Origin of the sequence: Haladaptatus sp. DJG-WS-42, from assembly GCF_037198285.1 — an archaeon.
GTDB lineage: Archaea > Halobacteriota > Halobacteria > Halobacteriales > Halococcaceae > QDMS2.
In genome coordinates, this window is sequence record NZ_CP147243.1 from 2,513,784 (window position 1) to 2,536,111 (window position 22,328).

Here is a 22,328-nt window from a genome sequence, read left to right on the forward strand (position 1 = left end):
TAACCGATAGGCGTGTCACCGATGTTCACACTGGTATGGTCGAATATGAACTGCTCATCGACGGCGACGGGCGGGAGGGAGAAGCGACCCTCTCCGTCACGAATCCAGCCACTGGCGAGTCGCTTGGCAGCGTTGCGAAAGGGACGCGCGAGCAGGCTCGAGAGGCAATCGCCGCGGCCGCGCGGACGAAAGACGAGTGGGCAAGCGCCGCACCCAGTGAGCGCACAGCCGCGCTCACCACGGTCGCAGACGAACTCGAAGCGGTCGCGGGCGACCTCGCGTATCTGCTCGCAGAAGAGACGGGCAAACCACTCGCCACCGCAGAGGGCGAGGTTGGTGAGGCAATCGCCCAGTTCCGATTTTACGCGGGCGTGACCGACAAGGTGAGAGGCGACACCGTTCCAACCCCCGACCACCGGTTCAACTACACGAAGCGGGTACCCTACGGCGTGACGGCGCACATCGTCCCGTGGAACTATCCGCTGTTGCTCGGCACGCGGAGCATCGCCGCCGCGCTCGCCACCGGCAACACGCTGGTCGTCAAGCCGCCGAGTCAGGCACCGCTCGCAACGATGTGGGTGTGTGAACTCTTAGTCGAGGCGACCCCTGCAGGCGTCGTGAACGTCGTCCCCGGGTCGGGCAGCGAAGTCGGCGACGAACTCGCATCGAACGCCGACGTCGATGCCATCACGTTCACCGGGTCGGTCGGCGTTGGCCAGCACGTCCTTTCTGCGGCGGCCGAGCACATCACGCCCGTGGACGTGGAACTCGGCGGGAAAGCCCCCGCCATCGTCCTCGACGATGCCGACGTGGAAAATGCCGCCCGCGGCGTGGTACAGGGCATTTTCTCGAACAATGGGCAAAACTGCGTGGCCACCTCTCGACTCGTCGTCCACGAATCGCTCCACGACGAGTTGGTCTCGCGCATCCTCGAAAAGACCGAACGCATCACGCTCGGGCCGGGAACCGACCCCGAGACGGACATGGGACCGGTCATCACCGACAGCGCACTCGAAGAGATGCTGGCGTACGTAGAAGGGGCAACGGCAGAAGGTGCGACCGTCATCGCAGGCGGGAAGCGCCCGGACGACCCCGCCCTCGAAGACGGCCATTATCTTGAACCGACGATTATCGATGGCGTCACGAACGACATGACCGTCGCGTGCGAGGAAATCTTCGGGCCAGTGCTCTCGATTATCACGGTCGATTCGACCGCCGAAGCCATCGAGGTGGCGAACGATTCGCGCTTTGCGCTCGCCGCCTCGCTCTGGACAGACCGACTCGAGGCGACACAACTCGCAGACGACTTAGACCACGGCCTCGTCGCCGTGAACTCGTTCCCCGTCTCGATGCCACAGAGTCCATGGGGCGGGAACAAAGAGTCAGGCATTGGCAGAGAAGGCGGCCTCGAAGGCGTCGAAGCGTTTACGACGGTCAACAGCGTCGTCGTCGAGTTCGATGAGATGGAGGACCCCTACCTGTGAGCGGTGAAACCGTCGTTATTGGGCGCATCAAACACGAGACGCACACGTTCTCGTCGCTCACGACCGATTACGACGAGTTCGCGGCCACGTCGCTGTTTTACGGCGACGAAATCGTCCCCGAGTTCACCGACACGAATACCGACCTCGGCGGCTTTCTCGACGTTGCAGACGAGCAGGACTGGGAGGTCGTCCCGACCGTTGCGGCGAACGCTACGCCGGGCGGCATCGTCACCGACGAGGCGCTCACATCCTTCCTCGACTCGCTCGTTTCAGGCATTGAGGAGGCAGACCCAGACGCGGTGTTGCTCGGCCTCCACGGCGCGATGGTCGCAGCGAGCCACCCCGACGGAGACGGCTACATCCTCGAACGTGTCCGCGAGGCAGCGGGCGACGTGCCAGTGATGGCGACGCTCGACTTACACGCGAACATCTCAGACCGAATGGTCGAGTTGGCAGACGGGTTGTTCGGCTACGACACCTACCCGCACGTGGACATCGGGGAGACCGGCAGGGAAGCCGCAGAAGCGATGGCTGCCACCCTTGCTGGCGATCTCGACCCAGTCGTCGTCGTGGGTCGCGAGCGGTTACTGCCGCCGCTGCCACCGCTCCAAACGGCCATCGAACCGATGCGGTCGCTTCTCGATTCTGCGTCGCGGTCAGAACACGCCCACACCCCCGACATTTCGGTGTTTGGGGGCTACGCCTACGCGGACGTGCCGGAAGCAGGCTTCAGCGTGGTTGGCGTCACGGACAAAGGCTGTGCAGACGAGACGCGAGCCGTCTGTGCAGAACTCGCGAGCGAAGCGTGGGACAGGCGAAGCGAGTTCGACCGGTCGTACACGTCGGTCGAAGCCGCGGCCACCGAAGCCGCGGAGTGGAACGGAGAGAACCCACTGTTGCTCGCAGACATCTCCGACAACCCCGGTGGTGGGGCCGCAGAGGACGGTACCGTGCTCCTCGATGCATTGCTCTCTGCGGGCGTCGAGAACGCCGCGCTCGCCATGCTGTACGACCCTGCAGCCGTGGAGACAGCCGTCGAAGCCGGTGTGGGTGCTGCGGTCAAAGTCGAACTCGGCGGGCACACGGAAGCAAACGGCGACCCGCTCTCGGTGACGGGCACGGTTCGGCGCATCACCGACGGAACGTACAGAAATCGCGGCCCGATGTCCACTGGGTTGCAAGTGAGTTTCGGGAAAACGGTCGTCTTCGACGTAGATGGCATCTCGGTTATCGTCGGCTCACACCGGCAACAGCCGTACGACCCCGAGGCGTTCCGAAGTCAGGGACTCACGCCCGAAGCCCACTCCGTACTCGTCGTGAAGAGTACGGTTCATTACCGCGCTGGCTTCGAGCCACTCGTTGGTGAAATCCGAGAGGTAGCGACGCCGGGAATGGCAGACCCAGACCTCACGCAGTTCACGTACGAACACGTTTCGCGACCCATGTATCCGCTCGATAGCTAAAACTCGTCGTCTTCGAGGGGGAGCGCCTCGTCAAGAAGCGCGTTGAGTTCGTCGTCGTCTGCACCTTCTTCTTTGGCAAGTTCGCGCATCGCCGCCCGTCGTGACCGGTCGCGAGCGGTTGATAGTTCGTTGATGAACTGGTCTGCCTGACCAGCGGTGAGTAGAATTTGGTCTGACCACTCGCCGTCGTGCACCTTTATCCGAACCCCAACGGCGTACTGTTCGGGGGTACGGATGAAGCGGACTTCGAACTCGTCTTGTCCTGTGATTTTCGCCATTCCTCACTTGTACGTTACGTGCAATATACTTAGGCGGGCCGGTGGGAACCGGCGGAAAGTCCTATTTAAACATCCGCAGGTATGTGGCAGAACCACCTTGCACGCTAGACAGCAACACACAGGTTGCATGACCGGTGTGTTCGGCTCCGAAACACTGACGTGGGTTGCCAGTTGCTCGCGTCGTTGACTCGGCGGACACACCATCCACGTAGCATATCATGACTCAACAATCTCAGATGTGGAACGTCCCCAACCGAGTCCTCTTCGGTGCGGGTGTGGCGTCCCAGACCGGCGACTATGTCGAACGATTTGATGCAGACACCGTCCTCGTCGTCACCGATAGTGGCGTCAGAGACGCGGGCGTGTTAGCGCCCATCCTCGAATCGCTTTCGGCGGCGGGCAAAACGTACGAAATCTTCGACGGGGTCAAACCCGACCCGACAGATACCGTCGTTCACGCGGCCGCAGACGCCTACGACGACGCGGACGCAGACCTCTTGCTCGGCGTTGGCGGTGGGTCGTCGATGGACACCGCGAAGGCGGCGAGCATTCTCACGACGAACGACGGCCACATCCTCGATTTCACGGGGTCTGGCAACGTTCCGAACGCTACCCCACCAAGCATCTACATCCCGACCACCTCGGGGACGGGAAGTGAAGTCGGCCACTGGTGTATTGTCAAAGACTCAGAAACGAACATCAAAGAGGAGATTGGCGACGTCAAACTACTCGCTGACCTCGCACTCATCGACTCAGACCTGACAAAAAGCGCGCCGCCACCGGTAAAAGCCGCGACGGGAATGGACGTGCTCACTCACGCGGTGGAAGCGTACGTCTCGATTAAAGCGCAGAGTCAGACCTCAGCACTTGCGCTCGATTCAATCGAGAAAGTCGGCGCGAATCTGGTTCGCGCCGTCGAATATCGCGGTGGTGACGACGACGCCCTCGCGAAGATGGCACGCGCGAGCACCCAAGCAGGGATGGCGTTCAACGGGGCCGGACTCGGTGCAGTACACGCCCTCTCGCATCAAGTCGGCGGCAAGTTCGGCGTCCCGCACGGTCTCGCGAACGCGATTATCCTCCCGTACGTGATGGAGTTCAACCTGCCGCAGGTTCCGGAGAAAATGGTTGAGATAGCCGCCGCGCTCGGCGAGTCCATCGACGAAGACGAACCGGCGCGCAAAGAGGGGTACAAAGCGGTGCGGGCAACCCGGCAGCTCGCAGACGACGTTCGGATTCCGCGGACGCTCGAATCGACGGCCGCAAAACGCGAAGCCATCCCCGAACTCGCAGAGCAGGCGCTCTCGGACGGCAGTCTCACGGGGAACCCACGCATCACGACGCAAGACGATATGGAACGGCTCCTCGAACGCGCGTTCGACGGCGTCTTCGAATACGAGACGATTTTAGACGAATGAGTCTGCGCGAGTCACCGCTCGGGGCCATCCACCGCGGGCACGACGCGAAAATGACGGACTTTGGCGGCTGGGCGATGCCCGTCAAATACACCTCGATTACCCACGAACACGCTGCCGTCCGCGACTCGGTCGGTATCTTCGACGTGAGCCACATGGGAGAGGTGTTCGTCTCGGGACCGGACGCGACGGAACTCATGAACCGGCTTACGACGAACGATGTGGCCGACCTGTCAGCAGGCGACGCCCAGTACGCCTGCATCACCCGCGAAGACGGCGTCATTGTAGACGATACAGTGGTCTATCTGCTTCCAGACGGCGAGACGTACCTGTTCATCCCGAACGCGGGCCACGACGAGGAGATGGAAGCACGGTGGCGAGACCACGCAGCCCAGTGGAACCTCTCGGTCACCATTGAGAATCGCACCGCCTCGACTGCCATGGTCGCCGTGCAGGGGCCACACGCCGTCGAACGGGTGAACGAAGAGGCGTCCACGGACGTGTCTGCGCTCGGCCGGTTTTCCGTCTGTGAAACCACCATCGGCGGCGTCGAGTGTCTCGTTGCGCGGACGGGGTACACCGGCGAAGATGGCTTCGAAATCGTGTTCGATGTCGAAGATGCAGCGGCGCTCTGGAACACCTTCGAGGGGGTCCAGCCCTGCGGCCTCGGGGCGCGCGACACGTTGCGCCTCGAAGCCGGACTCCTCCTCTCTGGACAGGATTTTCACCCCGAGACTGAACCGCGGACGCCCTTCGAAGCAGGACTCGGTTTCGTCGTTTCCCTCGACACCGAGTTCGTCGGCCGCGACGCGCTCGCAGACGCAGAACCCGACCAGTCGATGGTCGGCATCGAACTCGACGGGCGAGGCGTCCCGCGAGCGGGCTGTTCTGTTCTCGAAGCCGGCGAGTCGGTCGGTACGCTCACGAGCGGGACGATGAGTCCGACGCTCGACCTTCCAATCGGGATTGGCTACGTTGACGAGGCGGTTGCAGAACCCGGTACCGCAGTCGAAATTGAGATTCGAGGGCGTACGATTCCAGCGACGGTCGAAACACCTCGATTCTTACAGCGACATCAGTAATCATGTTTGACATCCCAGACGACCTGAAGTACGCAGCATCGCACGAGTGGGTCGCCGTCGAGAACGGCACCGCAACCATCGGTATCACGGAGTTCGCCCAAGACGAACTCGGAGACATCGTGTTTGTCGAACTCCCGAGCGTGGGCGAGGAGCTTACCAAAGACAGCGAGTTCGGCGTCGTCGAATCCATCAAAGCCGTCTCCGACCTCTATGCCCCCGTTTCGGGGACGGTCGAAGCCGTAAACGACGATTTGACGAACGCACCCGAGTTGGTGAACGATGACCCGTACGGAGACGGCTGGTTCATCACCGTCTCACTCGCCGATACCCGTGAACTCGATGCGCTCCGCAGCCCCGAAGCGTACGAAGAACAGACCGCGTAGAGTGGTTTAGAAGTATACTTCGTCGCGCTTGTGTTGGAGCGACGGGAGGTCGCGGCGCACTTCGTGGAGGTAGTCTAAGTCGATTGGCGCGGTAATCAGTTCCTCGCGGTCGCTCGCCTGTCGGGTGACGTTGCCCCACGGGTCGATGACCATTGTCTTGCCGTAGGTGTGGGCCGAATCCTTCTTGTCTCCTACCTGGCCGGGTGCGACGACGTAGCACTGACTCTCGATGGCACGCGCTCTGAGGAGTGGCTCCCAGTGGTCTTTGCCAGTGAACAGCGTGAACGCCGCGGGCACGAAGATAACCTCTGCACCGTTTCGCGCGAGGGTGCTGTAGAGTTCGGGGAAGCGCAGGTCGTAGCAGATAGAGAGTCCGAAGTTCGCAAGCGCGGTTTCCGCGACGACGGCCTCGTCGCCGGGGGCGACGCGCTCTGATTCCTCGTAGGTCACGCCACCGGGCACGTCGATATCGAACAGGTGGACTTTGCGGTAGGTCGCCGCCACCTCGCCGTCGGGGTTGATGAGCGCGGTCGTGTTGTAGACCCGGCCGTCCGGTGCCGGTTCGAACATGCTACCGGCGTGGATGTACATCCCGTAATCCTCTGCGCGCGCGGCGAGACGGTCGGTGAGTGGCCCGGGAATCTCCTCTGCAACTTCTGGATAGGCGTCTTTCGACCCGATATACGGGAACATCTCGGGGAACGCGACGATGTCTGCGTCCTTACTCGCGGCCTCATCGACGAACGAGAGCGCACGAGCTACGTTGTCCTGTTTGTCGTCGGTCGAATCGAGTTGACAGGCAGCGACGGTGAACTGGCTCATACCCGACGTTTCGCGCCAAAACCCAAAATCGTTCGCCCCGTTGTCGCAGTCGGGAGGGCTAAGCAGGCGGAGCGATGAGAGACGATACGTCGTGTCCACCGGAACTGCCCTCTCAGACAACCGCGAATCTGCGCTCGTCGTCTCGCTCATCGGCGGGTCACACTTCGTGAACCACATGTATCTGATGTTGCTGCCGCCCGCGTTCGCGCTTCTTGGCCCGGCGTTTTCCGTCTCGACCACCCAGCTCGGTCTCGCGGTGGGCGTCCTCGGCGGCGTCGTGACGCTGTTCCAACTGCCGTTTGGCTACGTTTCCGATACCTACAGCCGAACGCTCGTCCTCGGCATCTCGCTCGGCTTCGGCGCGGTGGGGGCCGCCCTCGCCGCCATAGCCCAGAGCTACGAGTGGCTGTTGGTCTCACAGGTCGTCCTCGGCATCGGCGTCGCGGGCCACCACCCTGCCCATTATCCGATACTCGCCGCTGCCACCGACGAATCGAGACGTGGACGAGCCTACAGTATCCACGGGTTTACCGGCGTGCTCGGATTGGCCGCGCCGTTCGCGCTCGTCCCGCTCGTGCTCAGTCTCGGCGGCGGGTGGCGCGAAGCGTTCCTCACAATCGCCGCCTTTGGCGGACTCTACGCCGTGGTGTGTCTCGGCGCGTTCTGGCGGTACGTCAGCAGGGACGTGACCCACCCCCCAAAAACACAAGCCACCGGTTCGACACCAAACTTTGCAAACGAACTCAAAACCCTGCTCACGACACCACTCATCCTCCTGCTCACGGTTCTCTGGTTCGTGAACTCGCTCGCCGCGTGGGGCATCCGCACCTACTCGCAGACGCTGCTCTCTGCGGGGTACGGGTTTGCGAGCGCAGACGCCAGCCTCGCCTCCTCTGCGATGCTCGCGGTGGGCGCGGGTTTCATTCTGCTCGGCGGGTGGCTCTCAGACCGCGCGCTTGCAGAGTACGTCCTCTACGCCGGATACGGCGCACTCACCGTACTCGCCGCCGTGCTCGCCTCCTCGATGGTGCCCGTCTTGCTGGCGCTCGGCTTTGTCTTGCTCCTTGAGAGTACCATCGACGTGAGCAGACCCGCCCGTGCGAAACTGACAGACCGCGCCTCGGCGCGCAAAGACGTGGGCAAGAATTTCGCGCTCATGACCATCGGCATCTCCGCGGGCGGCGCGATTGGCCCACCCGTGTTCGGTTACGTCATCGACATTGCGGGAGTGGATGTGGCGTTCTATCTCATCGCCGCGCTCGCCGCGCTCGCCATCGGATTGACAGCCGCAATTCGAGCGGCGAGCAGTCAGCCCGCACCCACCACGTCCCCGGCGACGGAATAGCGCGGAATCACTGGCAGAACACACTTTTCCCCTGAGGCCCTTTGCGTAGCCATGGTACTGCTCGAATCCGAAGAGGAACTAGACGTTGGCGACGACGCACCCGACTTCTCGCTTCCGGGAACCGACGGCGAGACCTACACGCTCGACTCGTTTGCCGACAACGACGCCCTGCTCGTGGTGTTCACGTGCAACCACTGCCCGTACGCAAAGGCGAAATTCGAGCTGCTGAACGACCTCGCCGCGGACTACGACGACGTTGCGGTGGTCGGCATCAGCCCGAACGATGCAGACGAGTACCCAGATGACTCCTTCGAGAAGATGCAGGAACTCGTCGAAAACGGCACCATCCAGTACGACGCCTACCTCTACGACGAGTCCCAAGACGTGGCCCGCGCCTACGGTGCGGTCTGTACGCCAGACCCGTTCTTGTTCCGCAAGGAAAACGACGCGTTCGAACTCGCGTGGCACGGCCGACTTGACGATGCACACTCGCCAGACGACGAGCCAACCCAACACGACATGCGCGAGGCAATCGACGCCGTGCTCGCGGGTGAGGATGTAGACAAAGGGTTCCTACCGTCGCGTGGATGCTCGATTAAGTGGAAAAACTGAGACCCGCTACTGATTAATCCGCGCTTTCTGGCGACCCGCTCGCGCCGTCGTTACCGCGGCGCTCGAAGAACGTCTGGAAGTCCTCGTCGTCTTCGGCAATCGCCTGCCAGACGGTGAGCCCACGTTCGTCGTCCGAGCCGGGGATGGTGTTGTCGAGCACAACGGCGACGAGGCCGCCGACCGCCATGCCCGTGCCGCCGATGACGAACAGGGTGTCTGCGACGAGTTTCGTGCCGAGCACTGCGCCGAGGAGTGGGACGCCTTCGAGACCCATGCGGAGCATTTCTGGTCCAGCAATGTTCGGGTCGACTGCAGCGACGTTGTTCATGTAGGCTGGAATCGCGAGTCCGGCGAACATGGCAGTCCCGAGAACGAAGATGTTGCGCGAGGAATCTAAGTCAACGTACTTGAGATTCGAGAGCCCCACGGCCACAATCTGGCCGAACATGGCAATGAACAGGCCGCCGATGATTGGGCTTGGTATCGTCGCAATGAGTTGGCCAAAGTAGCCGATGAAGCCCATCACGAGCATGATGGCCGCGCCGACCTGCACGACGTAGCGAGAGGCGACACCGGTGAGTCCGATTGCGCCGATGTTCTCTGAGTAGGAAGTCGAACCGCCCGCGCCCATGATGCCCGCGAACACGTTCATCAGGCCCTCCATGCCGATGCCGTGGTTGATGCGCTTTTCACTTGGTGCGCCGATGCCCGAGAGGCGGGCAACGGCGTGATAGTCGCCGAAAGACTCGACAATCGAGGCGACGACGCCCGCGAACATCCCGACGATGAACGAGGTTTCGATGACTGGTGTCCCGAACTGAAGCGGGTGAATTGGGAGCAGCGCCGGTGCGCTCGTCACCATCGAGAAGTCAACGTAGCCGGGCGTTCCGGGTGCGTAGAAGCCAGTCACCGAAAGCACCGCGGCCACGACGTAGGCGACGACAATCGCGAGCAAGACGGGGAACAGTTTGAACACCTTGTTACTCTCTTTCAGGTACTGACTGAACAGCACGATGAGGAACAGGGTGAGCCCGAGCAGCCACCAGTTTTGGGTCGCACTCGTGACCTGTGGAACCGAAAACAGCGAGAGGCCGATGAGCGCAATCGTCGGGGCGACGACGACCGGCGAGAGGAACTGCCGGAGTTTGCCAACGACGCCGAAGTAGCCGATTGCCACCTCCGCGAGGGCGGCGACGATAATCGCGCCTTGGAGGTGGACAATCATCACTTCCCAGCCGGGATTGCCGGGGAAGCTGCCGACGACGCCGATGATGGCGAGCGCCGGAGCCAGCATCGAAAACGGCGCGCCTTGGACGATTGGATACCGGTTTCCGAACGTCGTCTGGGCGAGCGTTGCAATCCCCGAAACGACGAAAAACGTGCCGACGAGCCGCGCCGTAGCGGACGCGGGCATCCCCATCGCCCCGGCGAGAATGAGCGGAACGGCGATGTTCGCGCCGACCATCGTGAGGTAGTGTTGGAGGCCAAGCAAGGCGGATTCGCCGAGCGGCGGTTTGTCGTCGATGCCGTATTCGACAAAGCCAGCTTCAGAAGGCGGTTCGTTATCTGCCATCGGTGCACTCCTGTCCGGATCCAACCATGTGGTGCATCTATCCATCATCCTGTATGGGATTGTCATAAACACATCGGAACGACCGCAAGAGGGTGTGCTTTTCTTACCAGCAAGCTAGTAGGTTCGCACATACATCTCTGAGCACAAGCGGACCGAGGAGCACACCCATCAGATGGACTCTGCGGGTCCCAACGCGAACAGGCACCATGCCGAGAACGATCGCCGCCGCGAGTACACAGACACCAAGCAAGCCAGCAAAGGCCCACGAAAGAACGACGAGTAGGCAGAGGACGATGAGTGAGAGCATCGTGTAGTCGAGTCTGCCAACAGTTCCGAGATACCAGTCACCCAGCCGAGGGACGAGCACGAACCCGGCCGCCGCTGCAATCGAAATCCCCGAAAGGAGGACGGGCAGATTGAGCGGCACGCCAGCGTCGTCAAGCGCGACGAGCACGCCGGTTCGTGGGGTGCCAAGCGAGACGAGCGCGAACAGCGCGAAAATCGTATTCGCCGTGTTCACGCCACTTGTCGCGACGATGAATCCGCGCGTTCGTTCGCCAGCAGGGAGGGCGGGAAGCACCGCAGTCGCGGCAATCGCACTTGACACACCGGGCAGATAGCCGACGATTGCGCCCGAGAGCGTTCCGGCAACCGCAGTTCCACAGACCAGTTTTTTCGACGACGTGACCGCAGCCGTCGCCTGTTCAGGGACGCCTGCACCGTCCATCGCATCGATGAGGACGGGTGCGCCGAACAGCCCCGCGAACAGGGGCATGAGCAGGTCGCCCGTGGGGAACAGCCCGCGTGCGGGCAAGTCCAGTGTTGCCACTCCGAGGGCGCTACTGGCGGTGAGAATCGCCATCGCCCATAGTTTCCGTCTGGTCGTTGGCTCACCGGCGAGCAGTGCGAGCGCAATTGCGCCAAGAACGGCCCAGAGATGGGCGTCGATGAGGGGATACGCCCACGTCATCAGCTCTGTCACTGGAATCGCCAGTGGAACGGCGAAAAAGACCGCAAGACCGCTCCCGAGCGCGGAGAGTCGGAGCGATTCTCTCCCCTGTCCCGCGAGCACGAGCCGGTGGCCGGGCAGTGCACCGGGGGCGAACGCCGGATCTGGCACCCCAAGTGCGAGTGCGGGAATCACGTCGAGGAAAGTGTGGACGACCCCTGCTGCAAGCATCGAAACGCCAACGAGCGTGGGCGGGCCGGGAACGAGCGGTGCGCCTGCCGCGAGCAAGAGCGCGAAGTTGTTCGCGTGGAGGCCGGGGATGAGGCCGCTCAGCGTCCCGAGGAAGATTCCACCGGCGACGAATCCGAGGGTCACGAGAGTGGTTTCGGGGGCGAATTGTATGCTAACGCCAGCGAGGGTCATCCAGCACGGACTGGTTCCGGCTTTGCGTATAAACTCAGGGACTGGCTGTGAGAAGGTATCGAGTGATGACTCTCAGGACACAGCGTCCAATAAAAAGTTGTAGGTTGGAGTGACGTGACGTTTAGCCGAAGAGGGAGCCGAGACCTTCGCCGCTGGCCTCTTCGTCCTCTTCTTCTTCGTCGTCGTCGCCCTCGTCCGCTGCTTCGGCTTCGTCGTCGCTGTCGTCGGAGTCGTCGCCACCCTCTGCTGGGGCTGCGGCGCCACCGGCGGCAGGGACTGCGGCTGCCTGCTCGATTGCGTCTTCGATGTCGACGTCCTCGAGTGCGGCGACGAGCGCCTTCACACGGGACTCTTCGACGTCAACGCCTGCGGCGTCGAGCACTGCGGTGAGGTTTTCTTCGTTGATCTCTGCGTCCGTCTCGTTCAGGATGAGCGCTGCGTAGATGTATTCCATTGTAGCTTATCCGAATAGGTTGCCGAGACCCTCACCAGCGTCCTCTTCGTCCTCTTCGTCGTCTTCGTCCGCGGCGTCGGTCTCAGCGGCTTGGTCATCAGTCGATTCGTCTGCTTCATCAGCTTCAGCCGACTGCGCGGGAGCGGCGGCTTCGATGCCGCGAAGCTCCTCGGGCAGGGCGTCCTCGTCGTCGATCAGGGCAGCGAGCGCGCGCATCTGCGCGTCTGCTCGGCTGACCAGGTCGGGTGCGAGGTCCGGGCTGGCGATGGCGGCCTGGAGACCCACGCTCTTTGCCTCGCCCGTTGCTTTGGCAATGAGTGCGGGTGCCGTCTGGGCCGTTGGGTAGACCGCGTTGATCGAGAGGTTCCGGGCCTGGGCCACGGCACGCTCTAAGTCGCTGCGGTACTCGTCCACATCGATGGCGAGTTCCTCTGGGGCGAACAACACGCCTTCTGAGTACACACTGCGCAGGTCGAGACCGACCTCTTTCGGCTCGATGCCGAGTTCGGCGAGGACGGACGAGAGCTGCTGGGTGACTTCTTCGCCTTCTTCGAGAACCTTCGAGTCCTCTAAGACGTGGATGGAGCCATCCTGGATGCGGGCGTTTGCGCCAACTTGCTGGAGTTCACCCACGAACGGACCGGGGTCTGCGCCGGTGTCACCTGCTGGGATGACGATGTCGTTGGGTGCAACTTCGCCAGCGTTGATTGGGGCTGGCGTCTTCGAGTCTTCGAGCTTCTTGAAGAGACCGAACGGGTTGTCGTTGGTGCCGATGAGGCCGACCTGCCCGTCTACGTGCTCTACGAGTTGCTCTAACCCGTCGTTGATCTGTTCCAGCGCACGCGTCATCAGCGTGTTGCGGCTGACGCGGAGTTGTGCGCTTCCGTGAAGGTCGCGGCGCATGGCCTGCAGTTGCTTCGATGGGATACCGGAGATGCGGACGACGCCGACACTCTGGTATTCTTCGAAGATGTCGACGAGTGCGCCGACTTCCTCGCGCTTCCACTCGGGAATGACCTCTGTTTTGCGCTCGGCTTCTGCAGACATTATGCCACCCTCACACTCGGGCCCATCGTCGTCTTGACGTAGACGCTGTCGATGTTGAGCGGCCCTTTTTCCAGGTTTGCTTCCAGACGCCGGAGGATAACGTCGACGTTCTCGCCGATGTCCTCAGGAGACATGTCTTCTGCACCCACGCGGGTGTGGAAGGTCCGCCGGTCGCGGCTCCGGAGCTGGACGGTGTTTTTCATACGGTTCACTACCTCGACAACGTCGTCGTCGGGCTGGAGTGGTGTTGGCATCTTACCGCGTGGACCGAGAACGGTACCAAGGTGCCGACCGATGTCCTGCATCTTCGAAACTTCTGCAACGAAGAAGTCGGTCTCGTCTGCTAAGTCCTTGGCTGCGTTCGTGTCATCTCCGAGGTCTTCGATTTCGTCTTTACCCATGACGGTAGCGACGTCTTCTGCTCGGAGTGCGGTTTCACCATCGGCGAAGACCACAATCTGGGTCTCCTGACCGGTCCCCTGTGGGAGGACGACACTCTCATCAACACGTTTCGACGGCTCGTTTAAGTCGAGGTCGCGCAGGTTAATCGCGAGGTCGACCGTTTCGCGGAACTTCCGCTCAGGTGCCTCGTCGAGTGCGCGCGAGACTGCTTGCACTATATCATATTCTGCCATCATTCACCTCCGTAGTACGCTTTCGTAGCTTCTACGGGATGAAACAGGCTGCGTGCCTGCCTCACCCGATTTCACGCCTAAGACGAACTTAAAAGCGTCGAACGGCGCGTGGCCGTGAGAACAGTTGTGTAGGTTATTCGACGAGGATGTCGTCGTACGTGCCCGAGTCGACGCGCTGTTTGAACGTGCGAGCGTCCTCGCCGTCGATGGTGACACCGAGGGAGGCACACGTGCCGCCGACTTCCTTCGCCGCGTTCTTCACGTCGTACGAGAGGAGGTCGGTCTGTTTCTGTTGTGCGATTTTCTTGACCTGTTCGACCGTGATGTCAGCGACGAAGTCCGCCTGTGGGCGGCCGCTGCCGGTGTCGAAGCCGACTTCGTCTTTGATGAGGGCGGCCGTTGGTGGCACACCGACGTCGATGTCGAACGAGCCATCGTCGTCGTACGTGATGGTGACGGGCACTTCCATGCCGTCGAACGCTGCGGTCAGGTCGTTAATCTCGGAAACAACAGCCTGCACGTCAACAGGGGTGGGGCCGAGCTCGGGACCGAGCGGTGGGCCAGGGTTGGCCTTACCGCCGGGTACGAGTGCTTCGATAGTTCCAGCCATATCCGACACAACCGCTCGGTCGGTTTTAAGAATTGTCTTTTGGCGACAGCGTCCTTAGCGCACTGGGATACCGTGACGTGCGAGGTAATCGCTCGCGGCTTTGACGTCGATTGGGCTCCCAATCAGTCGAATCGCGTTCGGGTGCTCTTCGATTGCTGTCAGCATGAACTCGGCTTCGAGGCCGTCGCGTACCGTCGCATACACGTCTGCGGGAAGCACGATTTGGGTGCTGTCGCGGAAGCGTTCGGCATCAGACATCAGGTACGTAGGGCCACACGACACCCTTGCAAAAGCATGTCGAAATTGCCTGTTTGTGTTCGCTCCTGAAGGGCATCTTCGACGCAGAACCAATCGACACAATGGAAAGGGTTTTTCGACGGGCGACGCGGATACTGAAGTAATGGGGCTCGAAGAGGAGATTGAATCCATCCGCGAGGAGATAACCAGCACGCCCTACAACAAGTCCACAGAGGCGCATATTGGACGGTTGAAGGCGAAGCTCGCGGAGAAAAAAGAGAAGTTGGAGTCGCAAGCCTCCGCGGGCGGTGGCGACGGTTATGCCGTCGAGAAGCACGGCGACGCGACGGTCGCGCTCGTTGGCTTCCCGAGCGTTGGCAAGTCCACGCTCCTCAACGCGCTCACCAACGCAGAAAGTGAGGTGGGGGCCTACGAGTTCACGACCATCAACGTCCACCCCGGGATGTTGCAGTACAACGGCGCGAACATCCAACTAATGGACGTGCCGGGGCTTATCGAAGGCGCAGCGGGCGGCCGCGGTGGAGGGCGAGAAGTGCTCTCTGTCGTCCGAACCGCAGACCTCGTCATCTTCATGCTCTCGGTGTTCGAAATCGAGCGCTACTCGCGCTTACGCGAGGAACTGTATAACAACAAGGTCAGAATCGACACCGGGCCACCCTCCCTCAAAGTCACGAAAAAGGGGAAGGGCGGCATCAACGTCACGTCGAGTGTCGATCTCGATCTTTCAGAAGAGGTCATCAAAGAGATCCTCCGGGAGAAGGGGTACGTCAACGCGGACGTGGTCATCCGCGAGAACATCACCGTAGACCGCCTCATCGACGGCCTGATGAAAAACCGCGTCTATCTCCCGTCGATGGTCATCGCCAACAAGGCAGACCTCATCGACCACGACTATCTAGAGAACGTCCACGAAGACCTCCGCGAAGAGGGACTCGACCCGGACGACGTGGTGTTCATCAGCGCCGAGGCAGAGAAGGGCTTAGACGCGCTCAAAGAGACGATTTGGAAGAAACTCGGTCTCATTCGCGTCTATATGGACAAACCCGGTCGGGGGACGGACTTCGAAGAGCCACTCATCATCAAGCGAGGGGAAACCATCGAAGATGCCTGTAAAAAGCTCGGCGCGAACCTGCTCGACCGATTCCGCTTCGCGCGCGTGACGGGCCCGAGCGCGAAACACGATGCCCAACAGGTGGGTCTCGACCACGTCCTCGAAGACGAAGACATCCTTCGCATCATCGCTCGCAAGTAGATGGATTCGTCCTCGAATCGGGCTGCTGTCCGTCGCCTGCTCGCGCTTCTCGTCGTCGGACTTCTTCCGTGGACGATTATCCTCGTAAACGGCCAGTTCACGTTTATCTTCTCGTTTGGCCTCGTGAACACGAACCCCTTCCATCTCACGAATCTCTTTGCCTACCTTACGCAGTTCACACTTGGTCTTCCCCGCTCGCTCCAAGCGTGGCCCGCGAGCACCTTACTCTACATTGGCGCGCTCGTGAGCGCAGCGACCGGATTTTTTGGCAGTGAAGACGAACGCCTCACCGGCGGGCTGCTCGTGTTCGCCGGTGGCGCGCAGTTTTATCTCACGGTCGGTCTCATCGCCTCACTCGGCACCCGCGTATTCCCGCTCGGGATGATTGCCCTCTGGACGGTTGCGTGGTGGTTTTACGCCCCGGCGCTCAAACGAATTTTCCGGCACGACGGGTAGGTGGCCGGTGTGCTTTTTGGTCGCCAGACCACAGCCTGCAGCATGGACGGAACCCTCGACCACGTGATGATGCGAGTCGAAGAGTTAGACGAATCCCTCGACTGGTACCAAACCCATTTCGGCTACGAGGAGAAAGGGCGCTGGGAGGCTGACACCTTCACTAACGTCTATCTCGGCCCGCCGGACATGCACGAAGACGGTGCGACCATCGAACTCACCTACAACCACGACGACCGAACCTACGACTTTGGCGACGCGTGGGGGCACATCGCCGTGCGCGTCGAAGACGTGTACGACGCCTACGAGGAACTCATGGACGCGGGCGTCGAGGACTACCGCGACCCCGATTCGTGTGGCGGCTCCTACGCCTTCGTCAAGGACCCAGACGGCCACGAAATCGAACTCGTCGAGCGCGACCACGGCGCGCGCTGGTCGCTCGACCACACCATGCTCCGCGTCGAAGACATCGAGAAAGCCATCGGCTGGTACACCCACAAACTCGATTACGAACTGTTCCGCCGCTCCGAACACGACAGCTTCGCGCTTTACTTCATGAAACCGCGCGGCGCAGCAGCCGAAGAAATGTCCATCGAACTCACCTACAACTACGATGGGCGCGCCTACGAATTCGGCGACGCGTGGGGACACGTCGCCGTGCGGACCAGTGATTTAGAATCGTACTGGGAGACGCTCGTCACGCGCGATGTAGACGAATACCGCGACCCGGAGAGCTGTGACTTCCGCTATGCGTTCACCCACGCGGCAGGCGGTCACGAAGTCGAAATTCTGAATCCATAGACTGCCAGCGACTGCTGAGTGTGGCGGGGTTGTGAGACTCAAGCTTTCGTTATTGTCTGGCGCGCGCACGTGTGTGAAAGTCAAAATCAACGACAACTACGGGCTGCATCGCAGCTTGCTTGCGCCACCTTGCGTGTGGAATTATCGACCGCCGTAACGTGTTGTACAGTCAAAACAATCAGATTGTGTGAATAAGTTGGCGTATTGTCTGACTTTCGTCAGACGCAGATTAGTGGGTTTGTAAAACCCCCATCTGACAGGCGACTCGTTGGATGATACGAGTTATCACAATTCGCAGAATACCACAAAGCATTTATAATGAGAGGCTATCTTTTGCACTGTACCCCTACCCATGGTGACAGTACGGAGTAACGCTCGCCGGACCCGAGATCTCTCGGGTTATGCGACTCCCAAACTCGGTCGACGCGAAAGTGCTGTTGCCGGTGTGTACAACACATAAATAAACCATGACAGACACAAACACAAAAATTCGGAGTCTCCTCCTGGCAGGGCTTATGGTCCTGTCCGTGTTTGCTGGCACAGTAGCCTTTGCAGGCTCTGCGGCTGCAGCAAACGCAGGCGACGCCGATGATACTCTGTCCTCTGCCTCGACGTATTGGCAGGGTCAAGAGTTAAAGATCGACGCAAGTACCACTTCAGAAGCAGGTGCTGGAGATACTCTCCAGATTCGTGAAAACGACGATAGTGAAATTGGTTCACTCGTAACCGAATTCACTCTCGACAGCAACCAGACGGCTATCGTTGACACGTCTGACCTTGATGGCGAATACGTCATCACTTCAGACAGTAACACAGTCCATAATGTCACCAACGGTGACATCCAGGATGGTGTGACGAGCCCGAGCGAAAGCCAAGTTGATGCGGCTTCGTTCGAAGTTGCCGTCCAGACGCTGACCACTGAAACCGACGAGGACGACACAGAAGTTCTCCAAGGAAGCAACGCAAACATCGACGTCACGTCCAACCGTGGTGCATTCCAGGTTGACATCACGGCGGACGGTCTCGACAGCGAAGACCTCGACGATATCTTCAACCAGAGCGACAACGACTTCGTCTCTGCAAACGAGGATGACGACGAGGTCACGCTCAATGTCACGGGCGACGACACCGTTGTTGCAAACTTCTCCGAGTTCGACGATGTTGGTGACTACACGTTCGAGTTCAACGCGAACGACACCACCGCATCCGACACCGCATCCGTTACGGTCAACGAACTCGACACCGACATCACCTTCGGCCAGTCCGTCACGGCCGAGGAAGTTGGTGACAACGCTCAAATCACGATTAACATGGAAGATTCCACCGAGGCGTGGGTCTTCATTGGCAGCGAAGATGTCAACTACCTCGAGCGCGTCCACGTTGTCGACGACGACGAAGACGGCGAAGTTGTGCTCGAAGTAAACACCTTCCTTGCCGGTCGAACCACCGACAACACAACTACCGCCTTCGACGTTCTTGACGACGACAAATTCGGTAGTGACGGTGTGACCAGCTACGACTCCGGTAACACGGACCTCGATATCGCATCGAACCTCACCTCACCACTCGCCGCTGGCGATTACGACCTCCGCGTCGCATCGTCCGATGAGATCACCGCTGACGGTGACGTGACCGATGAGAAGGGCGTTGGTACCCTCGCACTTCGCGAGCGCTCTACCGATAGCATCAAGACGTGGGTTGCACCAACGGGTGCAGCGAACTCTGACGACCTCGAAGACCTCCTCGGTGAGGTCAGCGAGAGCGACACTGTTACAGTTGGCCCACAAGGCGACCGTCTTGTTGTCCAAGTCGAAGCAAGTGGCCTCTACGGCTACGTTAACGATGGTGACCTCGAAGACCTCGCCGCAAACGGTCTCGAATTCCGTCTTGAGCAAACCAACCCTGACGCAAACCAGGACGAAGTTGTTCTAAACGCTTCAACTCTTGGAACCGACGACACTGACGCGACGCTCTACACTGACGAAGACAACAACACGTTCTTCGTCGTGATCGACACTCGCGCGTTCTCTGAGCTTGAGGACGGCCAGAACTACGAAGCATCCTTCACCGTTGGCGACGAGGACGAGACGACGAGTCCGAACCCATACGTCGACGATGAGGAAGAAGAGAGCGTCTCCACGGACTTCTCTCTCGACGACCCTGACGGAGAATTCGACAACCTCCAGAACGGCGACCTCACGGTTGCGAAGAGCTCGTCCAGCATGGTCTCGGGTACGACCAACGTTGCACCCGGCACCGAGCTGACAATCCGTCTCCGCTCTTCCAACAGCGACTCGCCATTCCTGAAGTCCCAGACGGTTGACGTCCAGGCCGACGGCACCTTCTCGGCTGAGTTCGACATGTCCGATGTCGCAACCGGCGCTGAATTCACGGCAACCATCCGCAAAGGTAGCACCGTGCTCGGCGACGAAGTCGACGGCGTTGTCGGCGAAGGCGCATCCGCAGAAGTTACGTTCGACGACCAGGAAACCGACGGCTCGTCCGTTGTTGTTTCCTCGGTCACGCTCTCCGAGGGCGGCTTCGTGACGATCCACGACGCAACGCTCCTCGACGGCGACGCACTCGGTAGCGTTGTCGGCACCTCCGAGTACCTCGACGCAGGTACGCACGAGGATGTTGAGGTCTCCCTTGACTCCAGCCTCGAAGAGGACCAGGAGCTCATCGCGATGCCTCACATGGACTCGAACGACAACGAAGAGTACGACTTCGTCACGTCCGAAGGCGCTGACGACGGTCCGTACACTGGTGACGACGGCAACGCAGTGACTGACTCCGCTCAGATCACGATCGGCAGTGGCACGACCACGGCCGAGCCGACCGACACCACGACGGCTGAGCCAACCGACACCACGACGGCTGAGCCAACCGACACCACGACTGACGAGCCAACCGACGAGCCAACGACCACTGAAGAAGAAGGTCCAGGCTTCGGCGCGCTTGCAGCAGTCATCGCGCTCATTGCAGCCGCACTCCTCGCAGTGCGCCGCAGCAACTAAGCGTAACACCGGGATTCACTCCCGTTTCTAACTTCCACATTTCTTTCGCGCTCACCCGATGAGCGACAGCTATCCTGTGAGCCATCGGTGTGGCGACTGCACCGCACAAACACGGCCAAAGACAAAGCATTTAGTTCAGATTCGCTTACTCACCATACTTGAAAATGCTCGGAGAGCTACTGGCGGCGCTGGCGTGGCTGACGCAGTTTTCTGACCCCCTAGCGTGGCTGGTCATCGTCACGTTCTCTGTGGGTGCGGTCATCGAACTCCGCGACCGCGACCTCGCGCGCCCTGTATCGGTTGGTGCGTGGGTGCTGTTCGCCGCGTTCTGGCTCTCGCTCGTCTATCATTTCGCCTTCGTAGCAAAGAGCATCATCGAAGGTGTGGGCAGTGCGGCGGCGGTCCCGCTCAGCCTCTATGTCGCATATTTACTCTGGAACGGGAGAGATTCGCTCTTTGTGCTGACGCGTGCGGTGGCACTCATGGGTGTCGTGTTCATGCCGTTTGAGGCCATTATTCCGCTCCAGAAGGTGCTCATCGAGCTGGTCGCGCGCCAGACGGAGCTCCTCATGCAACTGCTTGGCGTCGACCCAACCGTCGTCTCTGGAGCCGAGTACGGCCATCACGACTTCCGTTCGACGTTCTACTTCACCGCCGAAAACGACCCGAACCACGCGCTCACCTATACCATTCTCATCGCGTGTACCGGAATCGGGAGCATGGCCATCTTTGTGGGGCTGATTGGTGCAGTCCGCGCACCGCTTCGCAACAAGCTCCGTGCACTTGCCGTGTCACTGCCAGTGATTTACGGACTGAATCTCATCAGAAACATTTTCATCGGACTCGGTTTTGGGCTCCAGAAGTTCCACATCGCACCCGATCTCGTCATGTCCGTGTTTTCGCTCTCTGACCCGTACAGAGTATCCTACATCATCGCAGACCGTCTCATCAGCCAAAGTCTTGCGGTCGTGGCACTCGTGTTCATCACGTGGTTCGTCGTGCGCGAGTTGCCGGACGTACTCGTCATCATCGAAGACCTACTGTTTCTCGTCACTGGCGACGAGTACGACCTGCGAAAGGCGTTCAATATGGACGCCCCGATGCGCGCAGACGGCGACGGCAGAGTGGAGTAAGTAGAAGCTTAGTTCGGACTCAGTTCTTCGACGGCATCGCGTGGCGCACCAGCGAGTTCTGCGAGCGCTTCTCCTTCCATGTGGTGGAGGTCGCCGGGGATGACGAGCAAGTGGAGTGGCTCACCGAAATCTCGCGTGGCGAGCGCGTCAAGGCGGTCTGCGGCGACGATGGGGTCTGGACTACCCGCACGAGCGACGACGACGGCGAGCATGTCTTCGTCCCAATCCTCAGCTAACAGCGACGCAGCCACATCCGCCGTCATATAGTCACCTCTCTCTGCTTTGATGTCGAGATAACAGAGGGTGTGGTGGCCGCGCTCGCGGTTGGCTTCGATGGTGTCGATGACGCTCTGGGGGATGCCCATTGACTCGGTGTAGGGGAACGGAAGCGTGGTTGCCTTCCCGAAGCGGTAGTTCTGAAGGCCGGTGAGCGAACTAGCGGCGGCTTCGGCGGTGGTGCCGTGGATGATTCGGGTTTCGATGCCGCGTTCTGCCGCCCGAAGTCTGAGGTCTACGTGCGTCGTGGAAATCATCGTATCACCGGCGGTGAGGAATGCAACGGATTCGCTTTCTGCGGCGTCCAAGATTGGTTCTGGGTGTTGTTCGACGCCTTCGCGGTCACGCACCTCGATGGTGATGTCGTGGTACTCCTCGACGGCTTCGAGGGTCGTGCCGACGAGTTTGCTGGTGTAGAACTCTGCAAAGACGCGGTCGGTCTCGCGAAGGGCTTCCTGCCCTTCGATGGTGATAGAGCGTTCGTCGTAGAGACCGAGGCCGATGAACGTGAGCATACGCCCTCTCGGCCACGCGCCGAGTTAAGCGAACCGCACTGGCGTTGG

22 protein-coding genes are annotated in these 22,328 nt (G+C 60.6%); 12 read left to right on the plus strand and 10 right to left on the minus strand.

Annotated features, from left to right (window positions below):
- The first annotated feature begins 35 nt into the window (after window positions 1-35).
- Window positions 36-1,484 (plus strand): aldehyde dehydrogenase family protein, encoded by a 1,449-nt coding sequence (locus V5N47_RS13635; protein ID WP_338728262.1) that lies wholly within the window; start codon window positions 36-38, stop codon window positions 1,482-1,484.
- The gene (locus V5N47_RS13640) at window positions 1,481-2,947 is read left to right on the plus strand and encodes a M81 family metallopeptidase (RefSeq protein ID WP_338728263.1); all 1,467 of its coding nucleotides are present in this window, start codon (window positions 1,481-1,483) and stop codon (window positions 2,945-2,947) included. The genes V5N47_RS13635 and V5N47_RS13640 overlap by 4 nt, the downstream gene beginning before the upstream one ends.
- Here V5N47_RS13640 and V5N47_RS13645 read toward each other — a convergent pair.
- Window positions 2,944-3,225, minus strand: coding sequence for a hypothetical protein (locus V5N47_RS13645; protein ID WP_338728265.1), 282 nt, complete (start codon window positions 3,223-3,225; stop codon window positions 2,944-2,946). The genes V5N47_RS13640 and V5N47_RS13645 overlap by 4 nt on opposite strands.
- A 218-nt stretch (window positions 3,226-3,443) precedes the next feature.
- Between V5N47_RS13645 and V5N47_RS13650 the strand changes: the two genes are divergently transcribed.
- Genes V5N47_RS13650 through gcvH form a run of 3 tightly spaced genes read left to right on the plus strand, consistent with a single transcriptional unit; the run spans window position 3,444 to window position 6,105 of the window.
- Entirely contained in the window at window positions 3,444-4,643 is a 1,200-nt protein-coding gene (locus V5N47_RS13650) for an iron-containing alcohol dehydrogenase (protein ID WP_338728266.1), read from the plus strand.
- On the plus strand, window positions 4,640-5,722 hold the full coding sequence (gcvT, locus tag V5N47_RS13655) for a glycine cleavage system aminomethyltransferase GcvT (protein WP_338728267.1): 1,083 nt from the start codon (window positions 4,640-4,642) through the stop codon (window positions 5,720-5,722). The genes V5N47_RS13650 and gcvT overlap by 4 nt, the downstream gene beginning before the upstream one ends.
- Window positions 5,722-6,105 (plus strand): glycine cleavage system protein GcvH, encoded by a 384-nt coding sequence (gene gcvH / locus V5N47_RS13660; RefSeq protein ID WP_338730304.1) that lies wholly within the window; start codon window positions 5,722-5,724, stop codon window positions 6,103-6,105. Before gcvT ends, gcvH begins: the two co-directional genes overlap by 1 nt.
- A 6-nt stretch (window positions 6,106-6,111) precedes the next feature.
- Here gcvH and V5N47_RS13665 read toward each other — a convergent pair whose 3' ends face one another.
- Complete coding sequence (locus tag V5N47_RS13665; RefSeq protein ID WP_338728268.1) at window positions 6,112-6,927, minus strand: carbon-nitrogen hydrolase family protein; 816 nt, start codon at window positions 6,925-6,927, stop codon at window positions 6,112-6,114.
- Window positions 6,928-7,018: 91 nt separating this feature from the next.
- Here V5N47_RS13665 and V5N47_RS13670 point away from each other — a divergent pair, with 91 nt between their 5' ends.
- Both V5N47_RS13670 and V5N47_RS13675 read left to right on the plus strand, forming a co-directional pair.
- Window positions 7,019-8,272, plus strand: a complete 1,254-nt coding sequence (locus V5N47_RS13670; RefSeq protein ID WP_338728269.1) for an MFS transporter — start codon at window positions 7,019-7,021, stop codon at window positions 8,270-8,272.
- 51 nt (window positions 8,273-8,323) lie between these two features.
- Window positions 8,324-8,884: a thioredoxin family protein gene (locus V5N47_RS13675; RefSeq protein WP_338728270.1), complete on the plus strand. Its 561-nt coding sequence runs from the start codon at window positions 8,324-8,326 to the stop codon at window positions 8,882-8,884.
- 13 nt (window positions 8,885-8,897) lie between these two features.
- On the opposite strand, the gene V5N47_RS13680 is transcribed toward V5N47_RS13675, so the two are convergent.
- From V5N47_RS13680 to V5N47_RS13710, 7 genes are all read right to left on the minus strand, one after another.
- Window positions 8,898-10,457, minus strand: coding sequence for a solute carrier family 23 protein (locus V5N47_RS13680; RefSeq protein WP_338728271.1), 1,560 nt, complete (start codon window positions 10,455-10,457; stop codon window positions 8,898-8,900).
- Window positions 10,458-10,560: 103 nt separating this feature from the next.
- Window positions 10,561-11,829, minus strand: coding sequence for a tripartite tricarboxylate transporter permease (locus V5N47_RS13685; protein WP_338728273.1), 1,269 nt, complete (start codon window positions 11,827-11,829; stop codon window positions 10,561-10,563).
- Between the two features lie 121 nt (window positions 11,830-11,950).
- On the minus strand, window positions 11,951-12,283 hold the full coding sequence (gene rpl12p / locus V5N47_RS13690; protein ID WP_338728275.1) for a 50S ribosomal protein P1: 333 nt from the start codon (window positions 12,281-12,283) through the stop codon (window positions 11,951-11,953).
- A gap of 6 nt (window positions 12,284-12,289) precedes the next feature.
- Window positions 12,290-13,330 carry a 50S ribosomal protein L10 gene (locus V5N47_RS13695; RefSeq protein ID WP_338728277.1) on the minus strand — a complete coding sequence of 347 codons (1,041 nt, stop codon included), beginning with the start codon at window positions 13,328-13,330 and terminating at the stop codon, window positions 12,290-12,292.
- Window positions 13,330-13,965 (minus strand): 50S ribosomal protein L1, encoded by a 636-nt coding sequence (locus V5N47_RS13700; protein WP_338730305.1) that lies wholly within the window; start codon window positions 13,963-13,965, stop codon window positions 13,330-13,332. Before V5N47_RS13700 ends, V5N47_RS13695 begins: the two co-directional genes overlap by 1 nt.
- Before the next feature lie 133 nt (window positions 13,966-14,098).
- Window positions 14,099-14,575: a 50S ribosomal protein L11 gene (locus V5N47_RS13705; RefSeq protein ID WP_338728279.1), complete on the minus strand. Its 477-nt coding sequence runs from the start codon at window positions 14,573-14,575 to the stop codon at window positions 14,099-14,101.
- Window positions 14,576-14,629: 54 nt separating this feature from the next.
- A complete protein-coding gene (locus V5N47_RS13710; protein ID WP_338728281.1) occupies window positions 14,630-14,833 on the minus strand; it encodes a hypothetical protein in 204 nt (67 codons plus the stop codon).
- Window positions 14,834-14,975: 142 nt separating this feature from the next.
- Between V5N47_RS13710 and V5N47_RS13715 the strand changes: the two genes are divergently transcribed.
- The 5 genes from V5N47_RS13715 to artA all read left to right on the plus strand — a co-directional run bounded on the left by V5N47_RS13715 (window position 14,976) and on the right by artA (window position 21,489).
- Window positions 14,976-16,085: a GTPase gene (locus V5N47_RS13715; RefSeq protein WP_338728283.1), complete on the plus strand. Its 1,110-nt coding sequence runs from the start codon at window positions 14,976-14,978 to the stop codon at window positions 16,083-16,085.
- Window positions 16,086-16,541: a TIGR04206 family protein gene (locus V5N47_RS13720; protein ID WP_338728285.1), complete on the plus strand. Its 456-nt coding sequence runs from the start codon at window positions 16,086-16,088 to the stop codon at window positions 16,539-16,541. It abuts the gene before it with no gap.
- 42 nt (window positions 16,542-16,583) lie between these two features.
- A complete protein-coding gene (locus V5N47_RS13725) occupies window positions 16,584-17,339 on the plus strand; it encodes a VOC family protein (protein ID WP_338728287.1) in 756 nt (251 codons plus the stop codon).
- Window positions 17,340-18,190: 851 nt separating this feature from the next.
- Complete coding sequence (locus tag V5N47_RS13730; RefSeq protein ID WP_338728288.1) at window positions 18,191-20,356, plus strand: BGTF surface domain-containing protein; 2,166 nt, start codon at window positions 18,191-18,193, stop codon at window positions 20,354-20,356.
- A gap of 164 nt (window positions 20,357-20,520) precedes the next feature.
- Window positions 20,521-21,489 (plus strand): archaeosortase A, encoded by a 969-nt coding sequence (artA, locus tag V5N47_RS13735; protein ID WP_338730306.1) that lies wholly within the window; start codon window positions 20,521-20,523, stop codon window positions 21,487-21,489.
- Between the two features lie 8 nt (window positions 21,490-21,497).
- On the opposite strand, the gene dph5 is transcribed toward artA, so the two are convergent.
- The gene (gene dph5, locus V5N47_RS13740) at window positions 21,498-22,280 is read right to left on the minus strand and encodes a diphthine synthase (protein ID WP_338728289.1); all 783 of its coding nucleotides are present in this window, start codon (window positions 22,278-22,280) and stop codon (window positions 21,498-21,500) included.
- Window positions 22,281-22,328 lie beyond the last annotated feature (48 nt).

Bases quoted from the DNA above. Each gene is read 5' to 3' on its own strand.
- V5N47_RS13725 (WP_338728287.1), top strand. From the start codon at position 16,584: ATGGACGGAACCCTCGACCACGTGATGATGCGAGTCGAAGAGTTAGAC.
- V5N47_RS13680 (WP_338728271.1), bottom strand. From the start codon at position 10,457: ATGGCAGATAACGAACCGCCTTCTGAAGCTGGCTTTGTCGAATACGGC.
- V5N47_RS13700 (WP_338730305.1), bottom strand. From the start codon at position 13,965: ATGGCAGAATATGATATAGTGCAAGCAGTCTCGCGCGCACTCGACGAG.
- V5N47_RS13720 (WP_338728285.1), top strand. From the start codon at position 16,086: ATGGATTCGTCCTCGAATCGGGCTGCTGTCCGTCGCCTGCTCGCGCTT.
- V5N47_RS13645 (WP_338728265.1), bottom strand. From the start codon at position 3,225: ATGGCGAAAATCACAGGACAAGACGAGTTCGAAGTCCGCTTCATCCGT.
- V5N47_RS13695 (WP_338728277.1), bottom strand. From the start codon at position 13,330: ATGTCTGCAGAAGCCGAGCGCAAAACAGAGGTCATTCCCGAGTGGAAG.
- V5N47_RS13650 (WP_338728266.1), top strand. From the start codon at position 3,444: ATGACTCAACAATCTCAGATGTGGAACGTCCCCAACCGAGTCCTCTTC.
- V5N47_RS13675 (WP_338728270.1), top strand. From the start codon at position 8,324: ATGGTACTGCTCGAATCCGAAGAGGAACTAGACGTTGGCGACGACGCA.
- artA (WP_338730306.1), top strand. From the start codon at position 20,521: ATGCTCGGAGAGCTACTGGCGGCGCTGGCGTGGCTGACGCAGTTTTCT.
- V5N47_RS13705 (WP_338728279.1), bottom strand. From the start codon at position 14,575: ATGGCTGGAACTATCGAAGCACTCGTACCCGGCGGTAAGGCCAACCCT.
- V5N47_RS13715 (WP_338728283.1), top strand. From the start codon at position 14,976: ATGGGGCTCGAAGAGGAGATTGAATCCATCCGCGAGGAGATAACCAGC.
- dph5 (WP_338728289.1), bottom strand. From the start codon at position 22,280: ATGCTCACGTTCATCGGCCTCGGTCTCTACGACGAACGCTCTATCACC.
- V5N47_RS13635 (WP_338728262.1), top strand. From the start codon at position 36: ATGGTCGAATATGAACTGCTCATCGACGGCGACGGGCGGGAGGGAGAA.
- gcvT (WP_338728267.1), top strand. From the start codon at position 4,640: ATGAGTCTGCGCGAGTCACCGCTCGGGGCCATCCACCGCGGGCACGAC.
- rpl12p (WP_338728275.1), bottom strand. From the start codon at position 12,283: ATGGAATACATCTACGCAGCGCTCATCCTGAACGAGACGGACGCAGAG.
- V5N47_RS13665 (WP_338728268.1), bottom strand. From the start codon at position 6,927: ATGAGCCAGTTCACCGTCGCTGCCTGTCAACTCGATTCGACCGACGAC.
- V5N47_RS13710 (WP_338728281.1), bottom strand. From the start codon at position 14,833: ATGTCTGATGCCGAACGCTTCCGCGACAGCACCCAAATCGTGCTTCCC.
- V5N47_RS13685 (WP_338728273.1), bottom strand. From the start codon at position 11,829: ATGACCCTCGCTGGCGTTAGCATACAATTCGCCCCCGAAACCACTCTC.